Here is a 20881-nt window from a genome sequence, read left to right on the forward strand (position 1 = left end):
AATAACCTCATAAAAATTTGAAATGTCTATATTTTCCCTTATGGATAATTGGAACTTCCGCAGGGGTTGGGTTGATGTTGTAAATTTTCTGGAACTCTGTCTGAGTCTGGAAAGTACCTGAATTGATCAAGTGAATGCCCTTGTATCTTCTGTAGCTGTTAATGTGAATGTGTCCTGTGTGGAAAATATCTGGCACCTCATCAATAACAAGATAATCCTCAAGTTCTGAAGCAAGTGGAGTTCTTTCACCATAAATTGGAGCCAAGTGTCTTTTTTGCAATAATTCTTCCATTATGACATCGCTTTTCTCATATGAAAAGTCTTTTACAGCCATTACCAGGTCGTCGAAACTACGTCCGTGGTAAATCAATACGTTGATTCCGTCAAGGGAGACTACACCTGGATTTGAAATGAATTCAACGTTGTCAAGTTCATATAATGCCTTTGCATACTCTTCAGGAACCGCAGGCTGGGGTTCTGCCACCCTTGATGCGTCGTGGTTTCCAGGAGCGATGATGATTTTAATGTCGCTACGGATATTTCCTAAAAATCTTGCAGCCTCATTGTACTGTTCTGTGATATCCTTAATAGCAAGTTCCTTGTCCTGGTTAGGATACACACCGATTCCGTCCACAATATCCCCACCAATGATGAGATACTTAACGTCTTCTGCAACTCTTCTCTGTTCCTCATCACCATATTCGCAGTTGATCCAGTCAATGAATCTTTGGAATGCATCTTCGAGGAATGTTAAACTACCAATGTGAACATCGGATAGGAATACTATTCCAAAGTCCATAGGCTTTTCAGGAACCCTTAAAACTCCGGGCTTAATGATTTCCTGACCGAATGCGAAGTTTCTATCATCACTTTTATTAGCAATGACACCGACAACCTCATCCCTTACAAGCTTTTCGGCTTCTCTAAATAGGTCTTCATTCTTATTTGAGAATAATACTGAAATGTTTCCAGTGTCATCTTCAAATTCAACAATTTTATGACCGTTTTTACTGGTTCTTATTTCCTTAACCATTAGAATCAAGCTTAGGCTGTCCATTCCATCGTCAATGTCGGCAATCTTTGTGTAGTTTCTAAGGTCTGGCCTTTTGGATAGGATATTGGATAACTTTTCGTAACGGCTTTTGAAGTATGAAATCAGGTTTTCAAGCTCTCCGCTTGTGTATGATTTCTTACTTGTGTCCTGAATAATTTTAAAATCATATTCAACATTAATCTTTTGTTCGTTTCTCTTGAATTTGATTTTAGTATCCTTAATTGTTTCAGATGCCTCTAATATCTCCTTATTAACGTAAGTTTCAGGTTCGTCAGTTTCCTTTTTAAGGCTGTCTATTGAAGATGCCTTTTTGACTTCCTGAACTTGAGGTTCATCATCAGGCTTTTTGGTTTCTTCCGTTTTGATATTTTTTTCAACCTGTGGTGTTTCGACTGCCGGTTTAGGAGTCTCTTTTTGTGGTGTTTGCTTTTTAACTTCAACTTTAGGCTCTTCATTTTGGACTAGGGTTTCCTGGGTTCCGGTTTCTTTAACCGTTTTTACACCAGTGATTTCGTCGACAGTTTCTCCACTGATGGAAACCAAATCCTTTGATGTAAATTTATCACCTTTTAATTTAACTATTAGATTAGATGCAAAATCTACAGGATTTTCTGCATTCATGACCTTGTCAAATGCTTCAGGTGATAGGTTAATTCCCTTTTTTGCAAATTTTAATAGAATTTTATTAGTTGACATATTAATAAAAATTTTATTTTTCTATATTAATAAACTTTGAGAATTTCTGTTTTTAAAATTGTTTTAGCAATATTAAATTTAGTTATATTTATTATATATTAAACATAAAAATTAACATATTATAAGATAATCTTTAATAATCAAAGATTAAGTTTGTGATAAAATGGCGAATAAAATAGTTAGAATTGTTTTAGTTGTAGTATTATTTATAATATTCTTTGAATTAGGACTATTTAGCTCATATACAATCGTTACAGCTGAAGCACCTAATCCTCAGGCATTGATAGATATGCAGGTTTCTAAAATCACTGGATTTTTCAGTCCTGAAAAGGTTAACGAAGCTTTGATTAAAGACCCAACTCCAGTTAACATCACAAATAAAAAAGATGTTGCACTGCAGATGGAGAATCTGTCGAAGGTTGACGGTGTTAATGTGGATTCAATGAATATAACAACCTATGATGATACAGATAATAAGAATTTAACAGTAAATATTGAAGCTTTAGGTTACGCTTCTCCAAATTCAACTTCAGGCCAAATTGTCATTAGCCAAGATCCTTCATATAAGGTTATAGCAACAGGACAGGCTAGTTTCAAGGAAAATGGTTTAAGAGTTGATGAGAATACAGTAACTATAAATTCAATCTTAAAATTGTACTAGTGATATATAATGATTAATGTAATAGGAATAGGCCAGAATAGAGACAACATGACTTTGGGAGCTGTAAAAGCCATTGAAGAGTCAGACGTTGTTATTGGCTATAAGAAATACATCGAACAGATAGATGACTTGATTCAAGGAAAAGAAGTCGTAAAAAAAGGAATGGGCGATGAGATAGCAAGAGCAGAGTTTGCAATTCAAAAAAGTCTTGAAGGCCAGACCGTTTCATTAATTAGTTCCGGAGACCCTGGTGTCTTTGGAATGGCAAACGTATTATATCAGATTGTAAGCAAGTATGAAGGTGTTGAAATCAAGGTTTATCCTGGAGTGTCTGCTCTGAATTATGCGGCAAGCCATTTGGGTGCTCCATTGCATGATTTTGCAGCAATAAGCTTAAGCAATATCTTGACTCCAATGTCTGAAATCGAAAAGAAATTGAGATATGCTCTTGAGGCCAACCTGATTGTTGCAATTTATAATCCCATAAGCAAAACACGTAAGGAACCTTTCAGAAGATTCAAGCAATGTGTTTTGGAAATCAAGGGTGAGGACGCTTTAATCGGTATTGTGGACAGTACCTATGAACCTCCGAAATCAACAATCGTTAAGGTCAAGGACTTGACAGAGGACATTGTGAACATGTCCTGCACTTTAATTGTCGGAAACGATTTAACTTATATTCAAGATGATAACCTAATAACACCAAGAGGATACGTTATCAGGTCTAAAATTCATCCTTTATCACAAAATCATTATGAAAAATTCTTGAATGGCGAAGTCGCACACGGACCTAACCGTGAATGTGAATTTTACCCATGCCACTGGGACGGCCAATACTGTGATTTCTGCTATTGTCCGTTTTATCCATGTGGAGACTCAGCAACAGGCGGAGAATGGATTAAGGGAAAAGGTGTCTGGAACTGTACAAATTGCCACTGGCTGCATGAAAAGGAGACAGTCGAATACCTGAGAGAACCTTTGGAAAACATTCTCGACGAAGTTGAGGACTTGAAAACCAAGAAGAAAACTTTATTGAAACTTAGAAAAGCATGCTTATTAAAAACAGATCCAAATGATCTTTAGGGGAATTTCAATTGACAATCAAAAATCTATTAATAGAAATGAAAAACTTGTCGGAACTGATGGTCGATTTAGCTTATTCAGCGGTTTTATTCAACAGTAAGACAGCAGCTGAAGAGGTTATTGCATTGGAAAACGAAGTTAATACAATGAATTATGAAATCAAAAAGGAATCATTGGTTGCCGCCAGGTCTTATGAAGATGCAGAAAAACTAACAGCATTACTGGAAATTGCAGAAGCTGCTGAGAGTATAGCAAACGCAGCTAAGGATTTAGCTGATTTGGTTATCACCGGTTTTAAACCACATCCGGTATTTAAAATGGTTATGGAAGAGTCCGATAAAAGTATTGTTAGGGTTACAATTGAAGAAAATTCAGACTTAGCAAACAATACCTTAGGAGACTTATTATTAGTAAATCGTACAGGAATGAGGGCTATTGCAATCAGAAGAGGTACATCATGGATTTATGGACCTGATAAACATACAACCCTGCTTCCAAACGATACATTAATTTTAAAAGGAACAGACGAAGGTGCAGACTTGCTTGAAAAATTGGCTGCAGGAACCTGTTCTTTAGAAGACATTCCAGAAGAATTAGAAGACGACTAGAAGAGTGATAAAAATGATTATGGGTAGTGATATGTGTGAAAGATCAACAGAAGAAGATTCGCAGTCCACTATCTGTAATTTCAACATTTCCTGATTTTGTTGAAGAACATAGTTCTATTATAAAAGAAAGCCTTATAGCATTGCTCATTTGCGCTATAGGCGATTTATGCGCTGGACTTATTTTAGGTAAGATGACATTTTTCCTTGAAGCATTTCCGGGATTATTGGTAATTATCCCTGGAGCAATCGGTATGAGAGGAAACATTTTCGGTTCATTCGCTTCAAGGCTTTCAACTAGCCTGCACATCGGTATCATATCACCTAAATTCAAGTTTTCAGAGTACTTGAACTATAACATATTCTCATCCTTTGTCTTGACACTGGTATTGTCATTGTTCTTGGCTATCATTGCAAAGGTTTTATGCCTTATCCTGCATCAGCCTTCTATGAGCATAATCGACTTTATATTGATTAGCGTTATTGCTGGAATAATTTCAAACTTGATAATGCTCCCTATTACAATGCTTGTATCATTTAAAAGCTTTGAGCATGGATGGGACCCGGACAACATTACAAGTCCTATCATTGCCGCATTCGGTGATCTGTTTACCTTACCTGCAATCATTGCTTCAGTATTCATATTGCAGGCCATGAACTTCAGCTACCTGTTTAAGGATGCTGTTTTGGCGATAATGTTGATTGCCGTTGCAGTCAGTTTCGTTTACTGTTACAGACTGTCAGATGAGACCAATACAATACTAAGGCAATCCACACCTGTACTGTTGCTTTGTTCCCTTTTGGGAGGAACAGCAGGTGCAATTTTGAATTCAGCGGTTGAAACATTGCTAACCAATCCTAGTTTGCTTACCTTATTGCCGTTATTCTCAGGTGAATGCGGAAGCTTAATCAGTATTTTGGGAGCCAGATTATCCTCAGGCCTTCACTCAGGTTTAGTAGAACCATTCAGAAAACCTGAAGGCGAAGCGGTTCACAACTTCATAATCTGCTTCATTCTGGCAATCATTGTATTTCCGGTAATCGGTCTTTTGGCTGAAGGATCATCATTTGCATTGGGTGTTTTAGGTGTTGGATTCGATAAGATATTGGAGATATCAACCTTGTCCGGATTGATTTTGGTTGCAATAATGGTTATTATCGTTTACTATGTATCAGTGACATCATACAACAATAATATGGACCCTGATAACATTGTAATTCCAATTTCAACAAGTATTACCGATTCAATTTCAAGTTTGACATTGATATCAGTTTCCCTGCTTATTTTGGGTGTTTTGATTTAATTCAATACCATGCGGTCAGTCTCAATTCACACTCGTTTGTTCTGAAGTAGTCATAGTCGAGAAAGCTCTTGTCGAAATCCTTTGGAACGCAAATTATCACGGCTTTAGGATGGGGCTTGTCCAGATGAACGAATGCAACGGCGCTGTCGTCGTCATAGAAGAATATCTTGTCATTTAGATAAACTTCCTTCGAACCTACTTTTTCCCAATATCTCTCCTTGACGACCCTTGTCGTGTCGACAATGTAGTTCAGGTCATATTCCTCATTGTCATCCACCAGTAAATAGTAATCAGACTTCTTGAAGTTTCCCGGAAAGACCTTGAAGTAGTTGCAGCTGTGATCCTTCTGGCTGTGGTGCCTTTCGCATTTTCCCTCGTTTTGAAAGTCCTTGATGACATAGCTCTTGTAGAAGTCGCATTTCACCAGCCTATTGACAGAAAAGATACCATTTCCCTCTTCAATGTCACCTATTTTTACACTTGAAATACTACTCTTCTGTGGGTTCAGTTCAATTGAGCTTTTAATCTTTGAGTTGAAAAGGTTTTCATATACCATCTTGTCATAGTTTTTTCCAAGGGCTATGAATTTTGCATATGAAACGCTGTTGGGAACAGTCTGTCCCTCCTCATTAACGATTGCAAGGCCGGGTGTTCCCCTATCATATTCGTTCCAGTTTTCAGGCACTCCAGGGTTGTTGATCAGGTTATCAAGAATTTCCGATGTTAGCTTTTCCATATTATTGATTTCCTGGGTCCTGATGATTTTTTGGGAGGTGTCCTCCACTGAAGACAAGACTACACCAAATATCATCAATATTACTATCAATATTATGCCTATTTCAATCAGTCTCATTGCCATAGTCACTCAATCCGTATTTTTTCCTGTGGGATGAATCCAAAATCAGGCTGTCCCAGTCGTTCGGGTCTATCTTTTCACCGTTGTAATGGTCTGCAAACACCACATGGTCAGAACATGACAGGGATTCGTTATTCAAGGGTGTGTGGGTTTGTATGAACACTTCAAATCCGTAATGTGGACATTTTCCCTTGCCTTCAAGTCTGCATAAATAGCAGCTTCCGTCGGCGCTTTCATGAAAATATCCAGTATCAAGACAATCCTCCAGTGCTCCCGGATCTCCATGATGGGTGTATGGATCATATGGACATTTCTTGATGGTCATTGGCGCTGTGGCTTCTATGTATGATTCCGGCGAGTCCAGATTATGCAGTAGCATGTATGCAGACAATGCGGTCTTATAATGAATCTTATCATCATATGCCATTATTCCGGATGCTATTGTCAGCTTGGCTATAGGAAGTGGGTCTCTCAGGCCTTCAATTGAGGCATTCCTTTCAATTATTTGTGAGAAATGCTCATTATCCTTTTGACCGTCAAGTTTCACCTTAAACAATATCTTCCAAGGTGAATCGGTGTTTTCAACTGATAACGCTTCAGAAGTCAGGTCAATATCATACTTCTCCTTATATTCCTCATTCTTTTCTTCAAGATGCTTATTCAAGTTCTTTTTGATTTGGTCTGGGCTGTTGTGAACGGGCAATCCGTTGTATACCTTTTGTGTTACCTCAGCTATCGATTCCCTCCCAAGCAGTTCCAAATTGCTGGAATAGTCATCAATAATGTACTTGAAGTTGTCATTCGATTGTGATTCGATATTATGGTTTTGGATATAATGTATGGAGGCTATTGTGAAAATGCATACCAAAAGCAATACTGCAATCAGAATAGCGGTTGTACCTACAATTATATTCCCTTTTGAGTCGAGCTTCATTTTTAAGAATTTAAAAAAAATTTTATAAATTACTTGTTGAAGTGCGACTGTATGATTTTGTGTTAATGTGTAATACTTTTTTAAAAAATGGCTGAAATAAGTAATAAAAAAAATAGTTATTTATATTATTGCGAATAAATTATACTTATTGAAAATTATGGAGGCATTACATGTCAGATACTGTAAGAACATGGCGTCATATTCAACAAAGATATAATCTTATAGGTTCTAAATGTAACACTTGTGGTGAAGTATTCTTCCCATCTCGTGTAGTTTGTCCTAACTGTAGAAGAAAAGGAGACCTTGAACCTTTCCAATTCTCTGGAAAAGGTAAAATTTATACTTACTCAGTAATTAGATCTGCTCCTGACGACTTCAAGAAAGCAGCTCCATATGCTGTGGCTGTTATTGAACTTGAAGAAGGTGCAAAACTAACCTCACAATTGGTAGATTGTGATGTTGAAACTTTAGAAATCGGCGACGATGTAGAAATGGTATTTAGAAGAATAAGAGAGGATGGAAAAGACGGAGTTATCTCTTATGGATACAAATTCAAAGTTATCAAGTAATTCCGGTGTAATCCTTGTCAGCCACGGCAGTACCTTGCCTTACGCTGAAGAGGTATTTACCGAAATAAAGGAGAAATTCATCAAGAAGACAGGCTATGCAGCTGAAATCGGTTATATGAAAGTTTCCGAGCCTACAATTGCAGGCGCTGTTGAAATCCTAAAGGATGAAGTCGATGATTTGGATAAAATCATCGCATTGCCTGTATTTTTAGCTCCAGGTATCCATACCAACATTGACATTCCGCAACTTTTGGGCCTTGAGCCTTTGGAAGTCGACCCAAGATGTCCTGACGGCAACTATCCGCCAGAACATTACCTGTCCATTGCAGATGACGTTGACTTTAACGGTGAAATCGTATTGCTGTCATCAATCGGACCAAGGGATGAACTTTTAGACATTATTGATAAGAGAATCAATGAAGCGTTAGCTGAATCCAAATTGGACGACGATGCAAAAACAGGAATATTGCTTGTAACTCACGGTTCAAGATTGAACTACAACAAGGAATTTGCAACCGCATTGTACAATAAGTTCGAAAAGACTTGCGAATATCCTTCAAGCTTTGGATTTATGGAATTGTGCGGTCCAAGCATACCTGAATCCATCAATAAGCTAGTCGATGAAAACGCTTTGGAAAGATTGGTTGTCGTACCGGTCTTCATCGCTCCTGGAATGCACACAACCCATGACATTCCACATATCCTAGGATTTTTGGAAGAGCATGAGCACGAGCATCATCATCACGACCACGGACACGGTCATGACCACTCACATGATTTGACTCCGGTGGAATTCGACGGTGAGATATTGTATCCAGAGCCAATAAAGGCGGATGACATATTGATAGATATTCTAGCTAAGATGATTGATGAAAAATTATAGATTTTTCATATATTTTTTTGAAAAATTTTTTTCTCAAGATAACTTAATTGAATTTAACATAAAACTTAATTATAATTTATTAATGGATGTTAAATCATGTCTGATAAAACAGGAATTTTATTGTTAAGCCACGGTTCCAGATTGGACGATGGTGAAGAAGTAATTAAAGCTTATAAGGAAATGTATGCAGAAGAGTTTCCAGACATGCCCGTTGAATATGGATTTATGGAAATCAGAAAGCCAGGCATACCAGAAACTATTAAAAAATTAACCAGTGAAAATGATTTGGATAAAATCATAGTTGTTCCAGTGTTTGTTGCACATGGACTTCATACAAAAAGGGACATTCCGGGATTGCTCGGAATTGAAAGTGATTTTGACCCTGAATCAATATCTGGCGGTCATCATCACCACCATCATGACCACGATGATCACGACCACGACCACCATCATGGACACGGTCACGGACATCATCATCACCACCATCATGACCATGATGACGAGCCGGTTGAGTTCGATGGTGAAATCGTTCTAACCGATCCTTTGGGAATCGACAAGAGAATGTATGAAATCATCAAAGACAGAGTTTCAGAACACTTGTAGTTCTGAAATATTTTACTTTTTTTTCTTAAAACTTATTTAATTTGAAATTTATACTAATATTCATGACATTAAGAGTCTCAGATATTGGTGAAAAGGAATTGGTTAAATATATCATTGCCCATTCCAAGGACATCACCCCCGATGATACAGCAATAACAAATTTTAACGATACTAATCTTATTTCAACCTGCGACATGCTGATTCAGTCTAGGCACTTCCCTAAAAACATGTCCTATTTTGACATGGGATTCAAATCAGTAACCGTTAATGTAAGTGATCTTGCGGCAATGGGTGCAGAACCGTTGGGATTTTTATTATCAATCGCAATACCTAAGGATTTGAATGTCGATTCATTTAAGGAAATCATCGACGGAGTCATTAACGCATGCGACTTTTATGAAATTCCACTGATTGGTGGAGATACCAATGAGGCTTCAGAGATAATCATCAACGGCACTGCGCTGGGAACTGCAGAAAAGCCTTTGATGAAGGACACTTATAACATGGGAGATCTAATCGCCATTACTGGAGACATCGGCCTTGCGGCATTGGGGTTCGAGATTGAGACTTTAGACAATATCTACACCAAAAAGGCATTGAAGCCATTGGCAAGGATTAGGGAAGGATTGATTTTAAAGGATTTCGCGACATCTGCAACAGACATCACTGACGGGCTTGCAAGCGAATTGTACACAATCAAGAAGGATGATTTCGGATTCATGATTTATGAGGACATGCTTGACATCACCGATGAGTACAAAAGCCTTGCAGGCGATTTGAACCTGGATTATCTTGACTTGGTGTTGCATGTCGGAGAGGACTTTGAGCTATTATTTACAATATCAAGGGATGATGCGGAAAAGTTGCCGATTGACTTTAAGGTCATAGGCGAGGTCAATGACTCTGATGTAATCGAGCTCACATTGGAAAACGGTTTTGTCGAAAGAATAAGGAATAGGGGTTACGAACATTATGTTAGTGAATAGCGATTGGTACAAGAAAAGCTCGAAGACTCAAAAGATCAGATGTGAGATTTGTGCAAACTACTGCAAGATAGCTGAAGGCAATGTTGGAATCTGTTGCCAGCACAAAAACATCAATGGGGAGCTATTTGACGAGTCCTATGGAATCGTATCATCATTGAGTCCCGACCCGGTTGAAAAGAAGCCTTTAAATCATTTTTTACCTGGAACCTTTACATACTCAATAGGCGGTTTTGGGTGCAATATGGGATGTTTGCACTGCCAGAACTATATGATATCACAGGAATACTATAACTATTCAAGGGGTATCGAAATAACACCAGAGGCAATCGTGGAAAATGCACTTAAATATGATTGCAAGTCAATTGCTTGGACCTACAATGAACCTACGATACACTTGCCATTCAACAAGAAAACTTCCCTATTGGCAAGGCAGAAAAACCTCAAGGTAATCTATGTCACCAACGGATACTTTTCAGACAAGTCACTCAATGAGGTTTTGGGTTTTGTCGACGCATTCAACGTGGACCTGAAGTCAATGTCCCAGGACTTTTACAAGAAGGTCTGCAGGGCGGACTTGGATGTAGTATTGGATAATTTGAGAAGAATCTACATGGAAGGAAAGCATCTTGAAGTCACCAATCTCATAATCAATGACTACAACGATTCGATTTCACAGATTTCAGCACTTTGCGACTTTGTGGTTGAGGAGTTGGGTCCTGAAGTTCCGCTTCATTTCTCAAGGGCATTCCCATATTATAAAATGGATGATATCGAGCCGACCAGGGCAGAGATATTATTTAAAGCGAAAGAAATAGCAAAGGAAAAGGGAATTGAGAATGTGCATCTTGGAAACATTTAGGTGATGGCGTGGCGGTGGGGGTCCGCCATGATTATTATTAACATTTAAAAAATTATTCTTAACACTATTTTTTTATGATTCTATGAGCTTATTTTAATGAAATATTTACATTTTTTGTTTGAAATGAAAGCAATTTTACACAGTGAAAGCAATAATAAAATTAACAATTTTTGCAATATTGTTTAAAATAACAAAAGAGTTATAAAGATGTTCGCGAGTAAATACTAACAATTAACTTTTTAAAAGTGATATAATGAAAGTAGATGTATTTATCAGCAGCAACATTTCTGAGTTTTCCGATGAGCGAAAACTAATAAAGGAAGAAATTTCAAAAGACCCTCTTTTTAGCAAGATTTTCAATGTGTTTCTTTTTGAGGATGAGATATCAAAACCGGATTCAGCAGACAAGGTGTTCATTAATGAGGTGGAATACACAGACATATACATTGGGTTGATCGGCTGTGAATATGGCGAAATATACAGAAAAGGATATTCTGCAACAGAATATGAGTACGACACATACATTTCCAACAAGGCCGATGCATATCTTTTTGTAAAGAATGTCTATGACCGGGATGAAGGCTCTAAAAAGTTTTTAAAAAGAATTTCTAAAAAGCATAAGTATCAGACCTTCAATAACCCTCAGGAACTTGTCAGCGAGATAAAAAAATCATTAACAAGCTATATCATTGAACAGGCCCATCGAGGAATCTTTGATGAGAGGATAATAAAGAATTCCTCATGTGAAGATGTTGACCCGAAGGCGTTGGAATTGTTTTTTGATAGTTTGACTGACGATTCTGTAAAACAGCTTAAGGGCTTGAGGGACATGGACAAGATTTTAGAATATATCGGTGCGGGAAAGATTGACGAGTTTGGAAATTTCAATTTAAACAATGCAGGAGCACTATTTTTTGCAAAAGACATTTCTAAGTTTGGGATAGATCATGACATCAAGATGGTAAGGTTCAATGGGAATGAGCGACTTGAAATAATTGACCGTTTCATGTCTAAGAGTTCATTTTTCATATTGCTTGAGGAATTCGATGATTTTTTCAGAAAAAATACAAAGCTCGGTGCAGTTGTTGAAGGAATGCACCGCATTGACATTCCGGAATATCCAATTAAGGCTATAAGGGAAGGTTTTGTAAATGCACTGGCTCATAGAAACTATGACCTGCAGGGGGACTGCATTACATTCTATATCTATGACAACAGGATTGAAATCATCAGTCCAGGCAGTCTTCCATTTCCAATGACTCTTGACGATTTGGGTGTTGAGGAAAATCCGAAGCACAGAAACGAGAATATCTGTAAAATATTTGGAAAAACAAGATACATGGAACATGTGGGCACTGGAATTAAAAGAATGAGGGATGAAATGGCCGATGCAGGATTGAAGACACCCGAATTTTTTGACAATGGCTATTTTGGTGTGAAATTCTACGGGCCTGATGGCAAGTTGATTTACAATAAAGAAAATAACTCATATAATGTTAAAGACTTAAAGGAATATGATTTAAATAAGCGCCAGCTCGAAGCAATGAGAAAAATGGTAAATGAAAGACAAGTATTTACATATAAGTCGTATTCCCAATATTTTGGGTTGTCTAGAGCTACATCCAAACGAGATTTGGATGACTTAGTTGATAAAAAATTAGTGTCCCTGAATAAATTAGGTAAAGCAAATAATTTTTCATCCTTATGAACACATGCCGCCAAATTTTGGACACTTTCTGGACCACTGTTAAAATAAAGAATTGATTAATAATTTTATAGTTTTAATCATTAACTATAATTTTAATTAATCAAATTTTTTAAATTATTCATTTTAGAAATTTATGGACACTTCGTGAACACTTAATTTTTTTCCAAAATAAATTAATTAAAAGTTAGTTTATTCACCAAAACTAACTCTTTCGAATTTTTCTAATGTTTTAAGTGATTTTGTTGCGTCCACACCGATTTTGGTGGTGGTACCGTCACTTTCAGCCACAGGGTCTAGAGATGATCCACGGACATTTGGAACAATCATTATGTCACGGTCACCTTTCACACGGGTGGCTATTGCATACTCGACATCCTCAGCGTCAAATATGTTGACGTCTGTATCCACTGCAACGCAATGCTTAAGTGAAGGGTGTGCAGACAATGCGGCCATGATGGCGTTTTTACCGTCACCTTCAGTCTGCTTGTTGATGGATACAACAGCATGCAACCAGCAGCAGCCTCCTTCAGTCAATACAACGTTTTCAACTGTAGGAACCGCATTTTTAACAGCCTTGTAAATCCTTGGCTCTTGTGGAAGGCCTTGTAACAGTTTATGCTCGAATCCTGCAGGAACGATTGCATGGTAAGCAGGATTGTCCTTTTTGATGTGCATCTTTTCAAGGTTTATGATTGGCTGGTCACGGATAATGTCGTAAGTGTCAGTTAAATCTACAAATGGTCCTTCAGCGACAGTTTCTGTAACTGAAATCTTACCTTCAAGGATGATGTCAGCTTGAGGAACTTCGAGGTCTCCACATTTGATAAGTTCCAATTCACCGTTCTTGAATGCGTTTGCAACTTCCATCTCATTGTAGTCGATTGGTATTGAGGTTGTACTTGCAAGCAATATTGCAGGGTCCATTCCGATAGCTATTGCAATTTGCAAGTCCTCGCCGGCCTCTTGCGCATTCTGGAAGTAGGTGTAAAGGTTTCTAGGCACGATTCTGATAACCAGTCTTTTATTGTCTAAAACCATCATACGGTGGATTGAAGCGTTTTGGATGCCTGTTTTTGGGTCACGTGCAAAGACTACACCTGCAGTGATGTATGCTCCACCGTCACGTTTGTAATGGGTAAGGATTGGGATTTTATCCAAATCGATTTCCAAGTTGTCATATTCTGAAAAGTCTGTGAACTTTTCGACTTTCAATGGATTTTCCATTGCATCAATGATTTTTTCTGTGATTTCAGACACTTCACAGTTGATTGATGCTGCAATCTTGTCACGTGTATTGCAGATTCCGGTAACAACTGGCATGTCATATCCTTTGACGTTTTTGACAATGACAGTGTCCTTCGGATACTCTCTCAATACCTTTGAGATTTCATACTCGGTTGAAAGCTCGTCTGTAATTTCTATAATGTTTTCATCAGTAAGGTTCATGTTATCACTATAAGTTAATTTTTTTATCTTTTAATTTATCAAGAAGTCCTACAATTTCGGGATTGTCTATTGCAAGGATTTCACCGGCCAAAACCGCTGCGTTCTTACCGTTGTTTATTCCAACTGTTGCAACAGGAACTCCTGGCGGCATGCTGACGGTGGTGAGCCTGTAATCGTCACCGTTTTCATTGGTACATGGAACTCCAATGACTGGCCTTGCGGTAAGTCCGACAACTCCACCTGTCACCTGTGAGGAGTTTGAGCTGACACCAATGAATATTTTAGCGTTTTTCATTGATTTAACATAATTTATGAATTTCTTGTTTGATCTGATTGGGCAGACAACCTTTATGTCATGGGTAATCTTAAGCCTGTCAAGGATTGTTGCCACCTTTTTACCAACCGGAACGTCGGTTTGCCTTCCAACAATGATTGCAACTTCCGCATCCTTGTTTTTGCAGCCGCTGTTTTCCTCATCGAATTCTGCCTTCTTGATTTCAAGGTCCTTGATTCTCAAAAAGTCATTGTTGATGTATGGTCTGTCGATTGGTTGAACTATCTCTTCATTGCTTCTGATAACCTTTTGGGCATATTCCTTTCTCAATTCAACAACTTTCCTGTGAACCTCATCGTCATGAAGCCCAATGAACTGTGCCGCCAATATTGCAGCATTGTCTCCTCTGTCTATTCCAACGGTTGCGATTGGGGAAGGATAAGGCATTTGAATTATTGAATCCAATGCGTCCAAACCATCAGTTTTCACGTCCACCGGAACACCGATGACAGGTCTAGGGGTATAAGCCGCAATTGAACCTGGCAGGTGAGCGGCAAGACCTGCAATTCCTATAAAGACTTCGATTCCAGCATCAGTACCTTGTTGCACGATTTCACGGACAAGATTAGGTGTCCTGTGTGCTGATGCGATTTTCAAGCTGTATGGTATTTCTAATTTATCAAGTATGTCCATAGCTTTTTCTGCAATAGCAATATCTGATCCACTTCCAAGAATAATCATTATCTTTGGTGTCATTAAAAATCCCTTCTTAAATAAATTATTTATTCACTATATAATATTCATTTTAAAATATATTAAATTATCATAGACAAGTTGATTCTGTCACGGTTTGTATCAACATCCAAAACCTTGACGTCAACAATGTCTCCGACACTGACGATGTCCAATGGATGCTTGACGAACTTGTCTGCCACCAATTGTGAAATGTGGACCAAACCGTCCTGGTGAACTCCTATATCAACAAATGCACCAAAATCAACAATGTTTCTTACGGTTCCCTGTATTATCATTCCAATCTCCAAATCCTCAATTGACAACACGTTCTTTCTTAAAATCGGTTTAGGCATGTCCTCACGAGGGTCACGGCCAGGCTTTTTAAGTTCCTTGACAATGTCTTTTAATGTTTCAATTCCAATGTCCAGCTCTTCTGAAATCTCTTCCAGATTGATATTATCTAATTTTAATGAATTGGAGCCTATGTCATTGACGGAATAGTTCAGTTTCTTCAGTAGCTTGAATGTTGTGTCATATGACTCCGGATGTATTGTGGTGTTGTCCAATGGATATTCGGGATTGTCCACCTTAATGAATCCAGCACATTGCTCATATGTCTTTTTACCTAATTTCTTAACGTTTAGAAGTTCCTTACGTGAACTGAAGCTTCCGTTTTCCTCACGGTATGTGATGATGTTTTTTGCGGTTGTGTTCCCGATTCCTGAAACGTAATTCAATAGGCTCACTGAAGCCGTGTTCAGGTCAACCCCCACCTCGTTCACCACCTTCTCGACAACTCCGGTGAGTGATTCGCTTAGCTGCTTCTGGTTCATGTCGTGCTGGTACTGGCCGACACCGATTGATTTTGGATCAATCTTAACAAGTTCAGCCAATGGGTCCTGAAGCCTTCTTGCGATTGAAACCGCACTGCGTTCTCCTTCTGAAAAGTCCGGGAATTCCTCATCCGCAAGCTTTGAAGCGGAATATACTGACGCTCCGGCTTCATTGACGATGATGTATTCCACATTTGTTCCCTTGATTATTTGGGCAACAATCTCCTCTGATTCCCTTGAGGCGGTACCGTTACCGATGGCAATGACATTGATGTTGTACTTTTCAATAAGGTCACGGACTGTTTTGATTGATTCTTTTACCTTGTTTTGAGGTGCTGTCGGATAAATCAATGCTGTATCCAACACTTTTCCTGTATCGTCAATGATTGCAAGCTTGCAGCCTGTCCTGAAAGCAGGGTCCCATCCGAGAATGGTCTTTCCGACCAACGGGCTTTCCATAAGAAGCTGGTTCAGGTTTTTGGCAAACACCTCAATTGATTTCTCTTCAGCCTTTTCAGTCAGGTAATTTCTGATTTCACGCTCGATTGCAGGTGAAATAAGTCTTTTGTAGGCATCCTGCACCGCTTCCTTGATGATTGGTGTTGTATGCTTGTTATATTCAATCTTTTCAGGTATCTTGGATATGTTTTTAAGCATGTGCCTGTTGAGGTATTTAATAATCTCATCGCTTTCACACGCTATTTTCGCTCTGATTATCCCCTCATTTTCAGCACGGTTTATCGCTAAAATCCTGTGTGGAGGTATCTTTTTGACGCTTTCTGAGTAGTTATAGTAGATGTCATATTCTGTGGATTTTTCCTTATCCTTTGCTTTGGTTTCTATCTGGCCGGTAAAGAAGGTGTTCTGCCTGATTTTCTTTCTGAAATTGGAATTGTCGGAAACGATTTCTGCAATGATGTCCTGTGCTCCCTGAATGGCCTCTTCAGCAGTTTTTACTTCATCTGTTATGTATTTTTCAGCTATCTTCTTCACGCTTTGATTTATTTCCTGCGCTAGGATGATTTCCGCAAGTGGCTCAAGACCTTTTTCACGGGCCTTTGTTGCACGGGTCTGTTTCTTGCTTTTGTATGGCCTGTACAGGTCCTCAAGCTCGACCAATGTTTCTGCCTTTAAAATTCTACTCTTCAACTCATCGTCCAGTTTTCCAAGCTCATCAATCCTTTTGATGATTTTTTCCTTTTTGTCTTCCAGGTTCCTGAGGTATTTCAGCCTTTCATCGAATTTCCTCAAGGTTTCATCGTTTAGCGAACCTGTGACATCCTTTCTGTACCTTGCAATGAATGGTATGGTGTTGCCGTCATCAATCAGTTTAATTACTTTTTTTACTTGCCAGTTTGCAAGGTTCAATTCTTTTTCGAGGGTTTTTTCTATCATTAAAATTACTACCTAAAAACAATTTTTCTTTCAAAAAGTCAATATAGTTAGTTTAATCGGTTATCGAATAATAATTTTTTGTTTAGGTTTACAAAAACATTTATAACTGTTAATTAAAATATTTATTAATGTAGAAATTATTTTAATGGTGAATTTGAGTGTATTGGTTTTTAGTAATTGTTGTATTTTTACTGGCTGGTATAAAAAGCCAAAAGCCTAAGAAATACCAAAAGGTTTCAGTCATCATTCCCGCCTATAATGAGGAAGAGACTGTTGCCAAGGTAATCGGCGTGGTTAAGGAGGTATCGTTTGTCGATGAAATCATTGTTGTCAATGACGGATCAACCGACAATACTGAATCCGAAGCGTTGAACGCTGGAGCTGTTGTAATTAATCATGCAGTTAACAAGGGTAAGGGTGAAGCGCTGTATACCGGTTATAAGGAAGCTGAATGTGACATTATCGCATTCATTGATGCTGACATTTATAACTTAACTTCCGGTAAAGTAGAAGCGATGATTAAGCCTATTTTGGAAGGCAAAACCGATATTACAAAAACTAAATTTTCACGTGCCAGTGGACGTGTGACTGAGCTTACTGCAAAGCCTTTACTGAACTTTTTCTTCCCGGAAATCTCTTTTGAACAGCCTTTAAGCGGTCAGTTTGCGGCACGTAAGGAAGTATTGAAGAAAATCAATTTTGAAAAGGATTACGGTGTGGACGTAGGTATCGTCATCGATGCTGACGTTCTTGGAATTTCAATAACTGAAGTGGACATCGGTGCAATCGAGCATGACATGTCACCGCTTTCCGACTTGAATATTATGGCTAATGAGGTCGTAAGGACAATCATCGGCCGTGCAAACAAGTATGGTAGGGTTGTTATGATTGATGACATCGGTTACTTTATCAGAATGTCCATTGTAGGTTTATCCTTGGTTATTTTAGGATTATTTACAATATTCTTTGTGAAGTTCGTTCCATTGGCTGTTGGAGTAATCATTTCCGTGGTCGGTATTATAATAGCTATTTATTACATAATCAAGGTCATTGTAAAATCCATCCACATGTTTAGAAAGACTCCAAGGGGAAACCTGGTCAAGTCCTTCATTAAAATTCATTTTCCAATGATAATTTCCATAATCGTGTTATTATTGATGATTTCAACATTCATCGGTGCCGCTCATTTTGAACATGGTGTTTTGTCAATTGAACCTAACTCAAGAAATCTAATTATTTATGCCGACAATAGTCCAAGCGATAATTCAATTTCTGTCAGGGGACCATACACTATTGATGCAGCTATCGAAAATGAATCAAATATTATTCGTATGCCGTCAGATGCAATGATGACGTTGGGAATAGGGCTAAACGATACGATAAAGATAGACGATCGAAATTATATAATCAATGAGACAAGACCTGGCGAGCCGGATATTTTAAGGTTACCAATCAATGCTAAAAATGAGTTGAATGTCGAAACTGGGGATATCATACAAAACAGTAGATTAAATGAGATATTTTCAGGATCAACAATATCACATGCCCATTATCTGGATAACAATACCACTATCTATGAAAAATTCACTGTTTCCGATAGGTATTATAATTCAACAAGTTTTGAGGTCTTTATAAACAATGAATCAGTTATGTATTCGACTGGAATGTTTAAGGAAAACTCAACATATGACATTGCGATTGGAGGGGAATACATCACTTCAGTCATGGTTCCTGAAAACAAATCACTGACTTATCAAAACAATTCTATAGATATAGAATTCATGGATACAAATTCAACTTCCATCAAGCAATATAACTCTAATGGAAATTTCTTGAATTTTTATTTTAATAATTAAAAAAAGAAAAAAAAGAATAACCTAAAAGGTTATTTGCCATAAGCCTTTACAGCTTCTTCAACATCATCATAAAGTCCAAGTGCTGCAAGAGCACCAACTTTACCTTGCTCACCAGTCACTGCGATTAATGGAATGTCCAATTCAGCTGCAACACTTTCTGCAGTTTCAACATCCATCATTCCGGATTTTGTAGCGATGGAATATTCCCTTAGTTTTTCAGGAATATCCAATCCTTCTAGAATTGCAATTGCGGTTTTGTCTGATAAAGTGTCTCTTTTAAGTATTTCAATGGTCTTGTCAATCAACTCTTGCTTTTTGTCGCTTTCAACAGCAAATGTCAATGCGATTGAAACACAATTTTGGGTTTTATGAGGGTTGTGTGGATATAATTGGACAATAATGTGGTCCAAGTACTCGAATCCTAAATCCCTAAGCTCAACACCGAGGTTATGTGCCATTGTCCAGGTTGCACCGGCATCTTTAACGTCAGTGTCGTCAACGCCAATCACGACTTTTTCAAGTTTTGGAGTTACAACGGTTGCTCTTCCTACCTTTGATCCTCCTCCGATGTCGAGAAGTTCGATGTATTTTACTCCTTCACCCATTCCTCTGCACATTCCAGCACCTACGCCAGCTCCGGCAAGGCCTGCATGTGTAACTTTCACTTCATCACCATCAATAGCGATCTCGTCAATTCCTGCGGCATTGAAACTAGCTTTCAAGTCAAGGGGTGCGGATCCGACATGGCATTTGTATACATGCTTGTTTCCGTCACGGTAAGCTGAATCAATTAGTTCTGAATTGTTTCTGTATTGATGTAATAACCAATGAGACCCTGAAATGCATGGGTGGTATTCCACAAGCTCTACCTTATCGCCGTCAACCATAGTCAATACTTTTTCATATGGTGCAATCCAAGGGTCTTGGAATTTTTCTCTTAATTCGTCTGGTTTCAATATTTCCATATGATCATCTAGATTTCTTTTAATCTGTCACACATTTTGATAGCTGCTTCAACAGCACTTTTTGCGTTTTTAACACGTCTGTGAGCATCCATTCTGGTCATTCCAGGTCCGGTGATACCGAGTGCGACTGGAGTGTCATATTCTAATGCTAAGTCAGCAATTTTACGGGAAGCGTGTTGTGCCACGATTTGGTCGTGGTCAGTTGCACCTTCAATTACTGCACCAAGGGTGATAATTGCGTCGTATTCGTCCTTTTGCAATAATTTTTTGATTACAAGTGGCATATCGAATACGCCAGGAACTGCAACCACTTTAGTGATTTCACAGCCTCTGTTTTTTGCTTCCGCTTTTGCAAGTTCCAACATCATTTGTGTAATGTCATAGTTAAATTCAGCTACTACTGCTGCTATTTCATATTTTGCCATTTTATCAAACCTCTTTATTTTATTTACATTCCGCCACTAAATATCATGAGTAAAAATCCTGCTACCCCACTTACTACCATAATGAATATGATAAAAAGTGCTGCCATTTGCATTTTAGTTAACTTTTTGAAATTCATAATTTATCTCCATT

At 38.2% G+C, this 20881-nt stretch carries 19 protein-coding genes; 11 read left to right on the forward strand and 8 right to left on the reverse strand.

The features are described from left to right. Positions 1 to 7: 7 nt before the first annotated feature. Positions 8 to 1750 carry a DNA-directed DNA polymerase II small subunit gene (locus tag ILA26_RS09855; protein WP_292896816.1) on the reverse strand — a complete coding sequence of 581 codons (1743 nt, stop codon included), beginning with the start codon at positions 1748 to 1750 and terminating at the stop codon, positions 8 to 10. Positions 1751 to 1913: 163 nt separating this feature from the next. On the opposite strand from ILA26_RS09855, the gene ILA26_RS09860 reads away from it, so the two are divergent. The 4 genes from ILA26_RS09860 to ILA26_RS09875 are packed head-to-tail and all read left to right on the forward strand — an operon-like array spanning position 1914 to position 5403. Then, a complete protein-coding gene (locus ILA26_RS09860) occupies positions 1914 to 2411 on the forward strand; it encodes a hypothetical protein (RefSeq protein WP_292896818.1) in 498 nt (165 codons plus the stop codon). A gap of 9 nt (positions 2412 to 2420) precedes the next feature. After that, the gene (gene cobJ, locus ILA26_RS09865) at positions 2421 to 3494 is read left to right on the forward strand and encodes a precorrin-3B C(17)-methyltransferase (RefSeq protein ID WP_292896820.1); all 1074 of its coding nucleotides are present in this window, start codon (positions 2421 to 2423) and stop codon (positions 3492 to 3494) included. Between the two features lie 11 nt (positions 3495 to 3505). Beyond that, complete coding sequence (locus ILA26_RS09870) at positions 3506 to 4102, forward strand: potassium channel family protein (protein WP_292896822.1); 597 nt, start codon at positions 3506 to 3508, stop codon at positions 4100 to 4102. Positions 4103 to 4137: 35 nt separating this feature from the next. Further along, positions 4138 to 5403 (forward strand): magnesium transporter, encoded by a 1266-nt coding sequence (locus ILA26_RS09875; protein WP_292896824.1) that lies wholly within the window; start codon positions 4138 to 4140, stop codon positions 5401 to 5403. Position 5404: 1 nt separating this feature from the next. Here ILA26_RS09875 and ILA26_RS09880 read toward each other — a convergent pair whose 3' ends face one another. Both ILA26_RS09880 and ILA26_RS09885 read right to left on the reverse strand, forming a co-directional pair. Continuing rightward, a complete protein-coding gene (locus ILA26_RS09880; protein ID WP_292896826.1) occupies positions 5405 to 6256 on the reverse strand; it encodes a hypothetical protein in 852 nt (283 codons plus the stop codon). Next, positions 6243 to 7193 (reverse strand): hypothetical protein, encoded by a 951-nt coding sequence (locus ILA26_RS09885; protein ID WP_292896828.1) that lies wholly within the window; start codon positions 7191 to 7193, stop codon positions 6243 to 6245. Before ILA26_RS09885 ends, ILA26_RS09880 begins: the two co-directional genes overlap by 14 nt. A 170-nt stretch (positions 7194 to 7363) precedes the next feature. Between ILA26_RS09885 and ILA26_RS09890 the strand changes: the two genes are divergently transcribed. The 6 genes from ILA26_RS09890 (at position 7364) to ILA26_RS09915 (ending at position 12801) form a co-directional block, all read left to right on the forward strand. Further along, positions 7364 to 7762, forward strand: a complete 399-nt coding sequence (locus tag ILA26_RS09890) for a Zn-ribbon domain-containing OB-fold protein (RefSeq protein ID WP_292896830.1) — start codon at positions 7364 to 7366, stop codon at positions 7760 to 7762. Further along, positions 7734 to 8645: a sirohydrochlorin nickelochelatase gene (gene cfbA / locus ILA26_RS09895; protein WP_292896832.1), complete on the forward strand. Its 912-nt coding sequence runs from the start codon at positions 7734 to 7736 to the stop codon at positions 8643 to 8645. The genes ILA26_RS09890 and cfbA (ILA26_RS09895) overlap by 29 nt, the downstream gene beginning before the upstream one ends. 93 nt (positions 8646 to 8738) lie before the next feature. Next, the gene (cfbA, locus tag ILA26_RS09900) at positions 8739 to 9248 is read left to right on the forward strand and encodes a sirohydrochlorin nickelochelatase (protein ID WP_292896868.1); all 510 of its coding nucleotides are present in this window, start codon (positions 8739 to 8741) and stop codon (positions 9246 to 9248) included. Positions 9249 to 9310: 62 nt separating this feature from the next. Continuing rightward, on the forward strand, positions 9311 to 10234 hold the full coding sequence (gene thiL / locus ILA26_RS09905) for a thiamine-phosphate kinase (protein ID WP_292896834.1): 924 nt from the start codon (positions 9311 to 9313) through the stop codon (positions 10232 to 10234). Beyond that, a complete protein-coding gene (gene amrS / locus ILA26_RS09910) occupies positions 10221 to 11093 on the forward strand; it encodes an AmmeMemoRadiSam system radical SAM enzyme (protein WP_292896836.1) in 873 nt (290 codons plus the stop codon). Before thiL ends, amrS begins: the two co-directional genes overlap by 14 nt. Before the next feature lie 253 nt (positions 11094 to 11346). Further along, positions 11347 to 12801 (forward strand): ATP-binding protein, encoded by a 1455-nt coding sequence (locus ILA26_RS09915; RefSeq protein ID WP_292896838.1) that lies wholly within the window; start codon positions 11347 to 11349, stop codon positions 12799 to 12801. A 189-nt stretch (positions 12802 to 12990) separates the two neighbouring features. Here the strand turns inward: ILA26_RS09915 and ILA26_RS09920 are convergent, their stop codons facing one another. The 3 genes from ILA26_RS09920 to ILA26_RS09930 are packed head-to-tail and all read right to left on the reverse strand — an operon-like array spanning position 12991 to position 17484. Next, a complete protein-coding gene (locus tag ILA26_RS09920; protein WP_292896840.1) occupies positions 12991 to 14247 on the reverse strand; it encodes a UbiD family decarboxylase in 1257 nt (418 codons plus the stop codon). Between the two features lie 7 nt (positions 14248 to 14254). After that, positions 14255 to 15277 (reverse strand): 5-(carboxyamino)imidazole ribonucleotide mutase, encoded by a 1023-nt coding sequence (purE, locus tag ILA26_RS09925; protein WP_292896842.1) that lies wholly within the window; start codon positions 15275 to 15277, stop codon positions 14255 to 14257. 59 nt (positions 15278 to 15336) lie between these two features. Further along, entirely contained in the window at positions 15337 to 17484 is a 2148-nt protein-coding gene (locus ILA26_RS09930; protein WP_292896844.1) for a Tex family protein, read from the reverse strand. A 158-nt stretch (positions 17485 to 17642) separates the two neighbouring features. On the opposite strand from ILA26_RS09930, the gene ILA26_RS09935 reads away from it, so the two are divergent. Next, positions 17643 to 19340, forward strand: coding sequence for a glycosyltransferase (locus ILA26_RS09935; protein ID WP_292896846.1), 1698 nt, complete (start codon positions 17643 to 17645; stop codon positions 19338 to 19340). A gap of 29 nt (positions 19341 to 19369) precedes the next feature. Here ILA26_RS09935 and mmp11 read toward each other — a convergent pair whose 3' ends face one another. Together mmp11 and ribH are read right to left on the reverse strand one after the other, a co-directional pair. Further along, positions 19370 to 20305: a methanogenesis marker protein 11 gene (mmp11, locus tag ILA26_RS09940; RefSeq protein WP_292896848.1), complete on the reverse strand. Its 936-nt coding sequence runs from the start codon at positions 20303 to 20305 to the stop codon at positions 19370 to 19372. Between the two features lie 8 nt (positions 20306 to 20313). Next, the gene (gene ribH / locus ILA26_RS09945) at positions 20314 to 20730 is read right to left on the reverse strand and encodes a 6,7-dimethyl-8-ribityllumazine synthase (protein WP_292802051.1); all 417 of its coding nucleotides are present in this window, start codon (positions 20728 to 20730) and stop codon (positions 20314 to 20316) included. Positions 20731 to 20881 lie beyond the last annotated feature (151 nt).

The sequence above is a fragment of the Methanobrevibacter sp. genome, from assembly GCF_017940815.1.
Classification (GTDB): domain Archaea; phylum Methanobacteriota; class Methanobacteria; order Methanobacteriales; family Methanobacteriaceae; genus Methanocatella.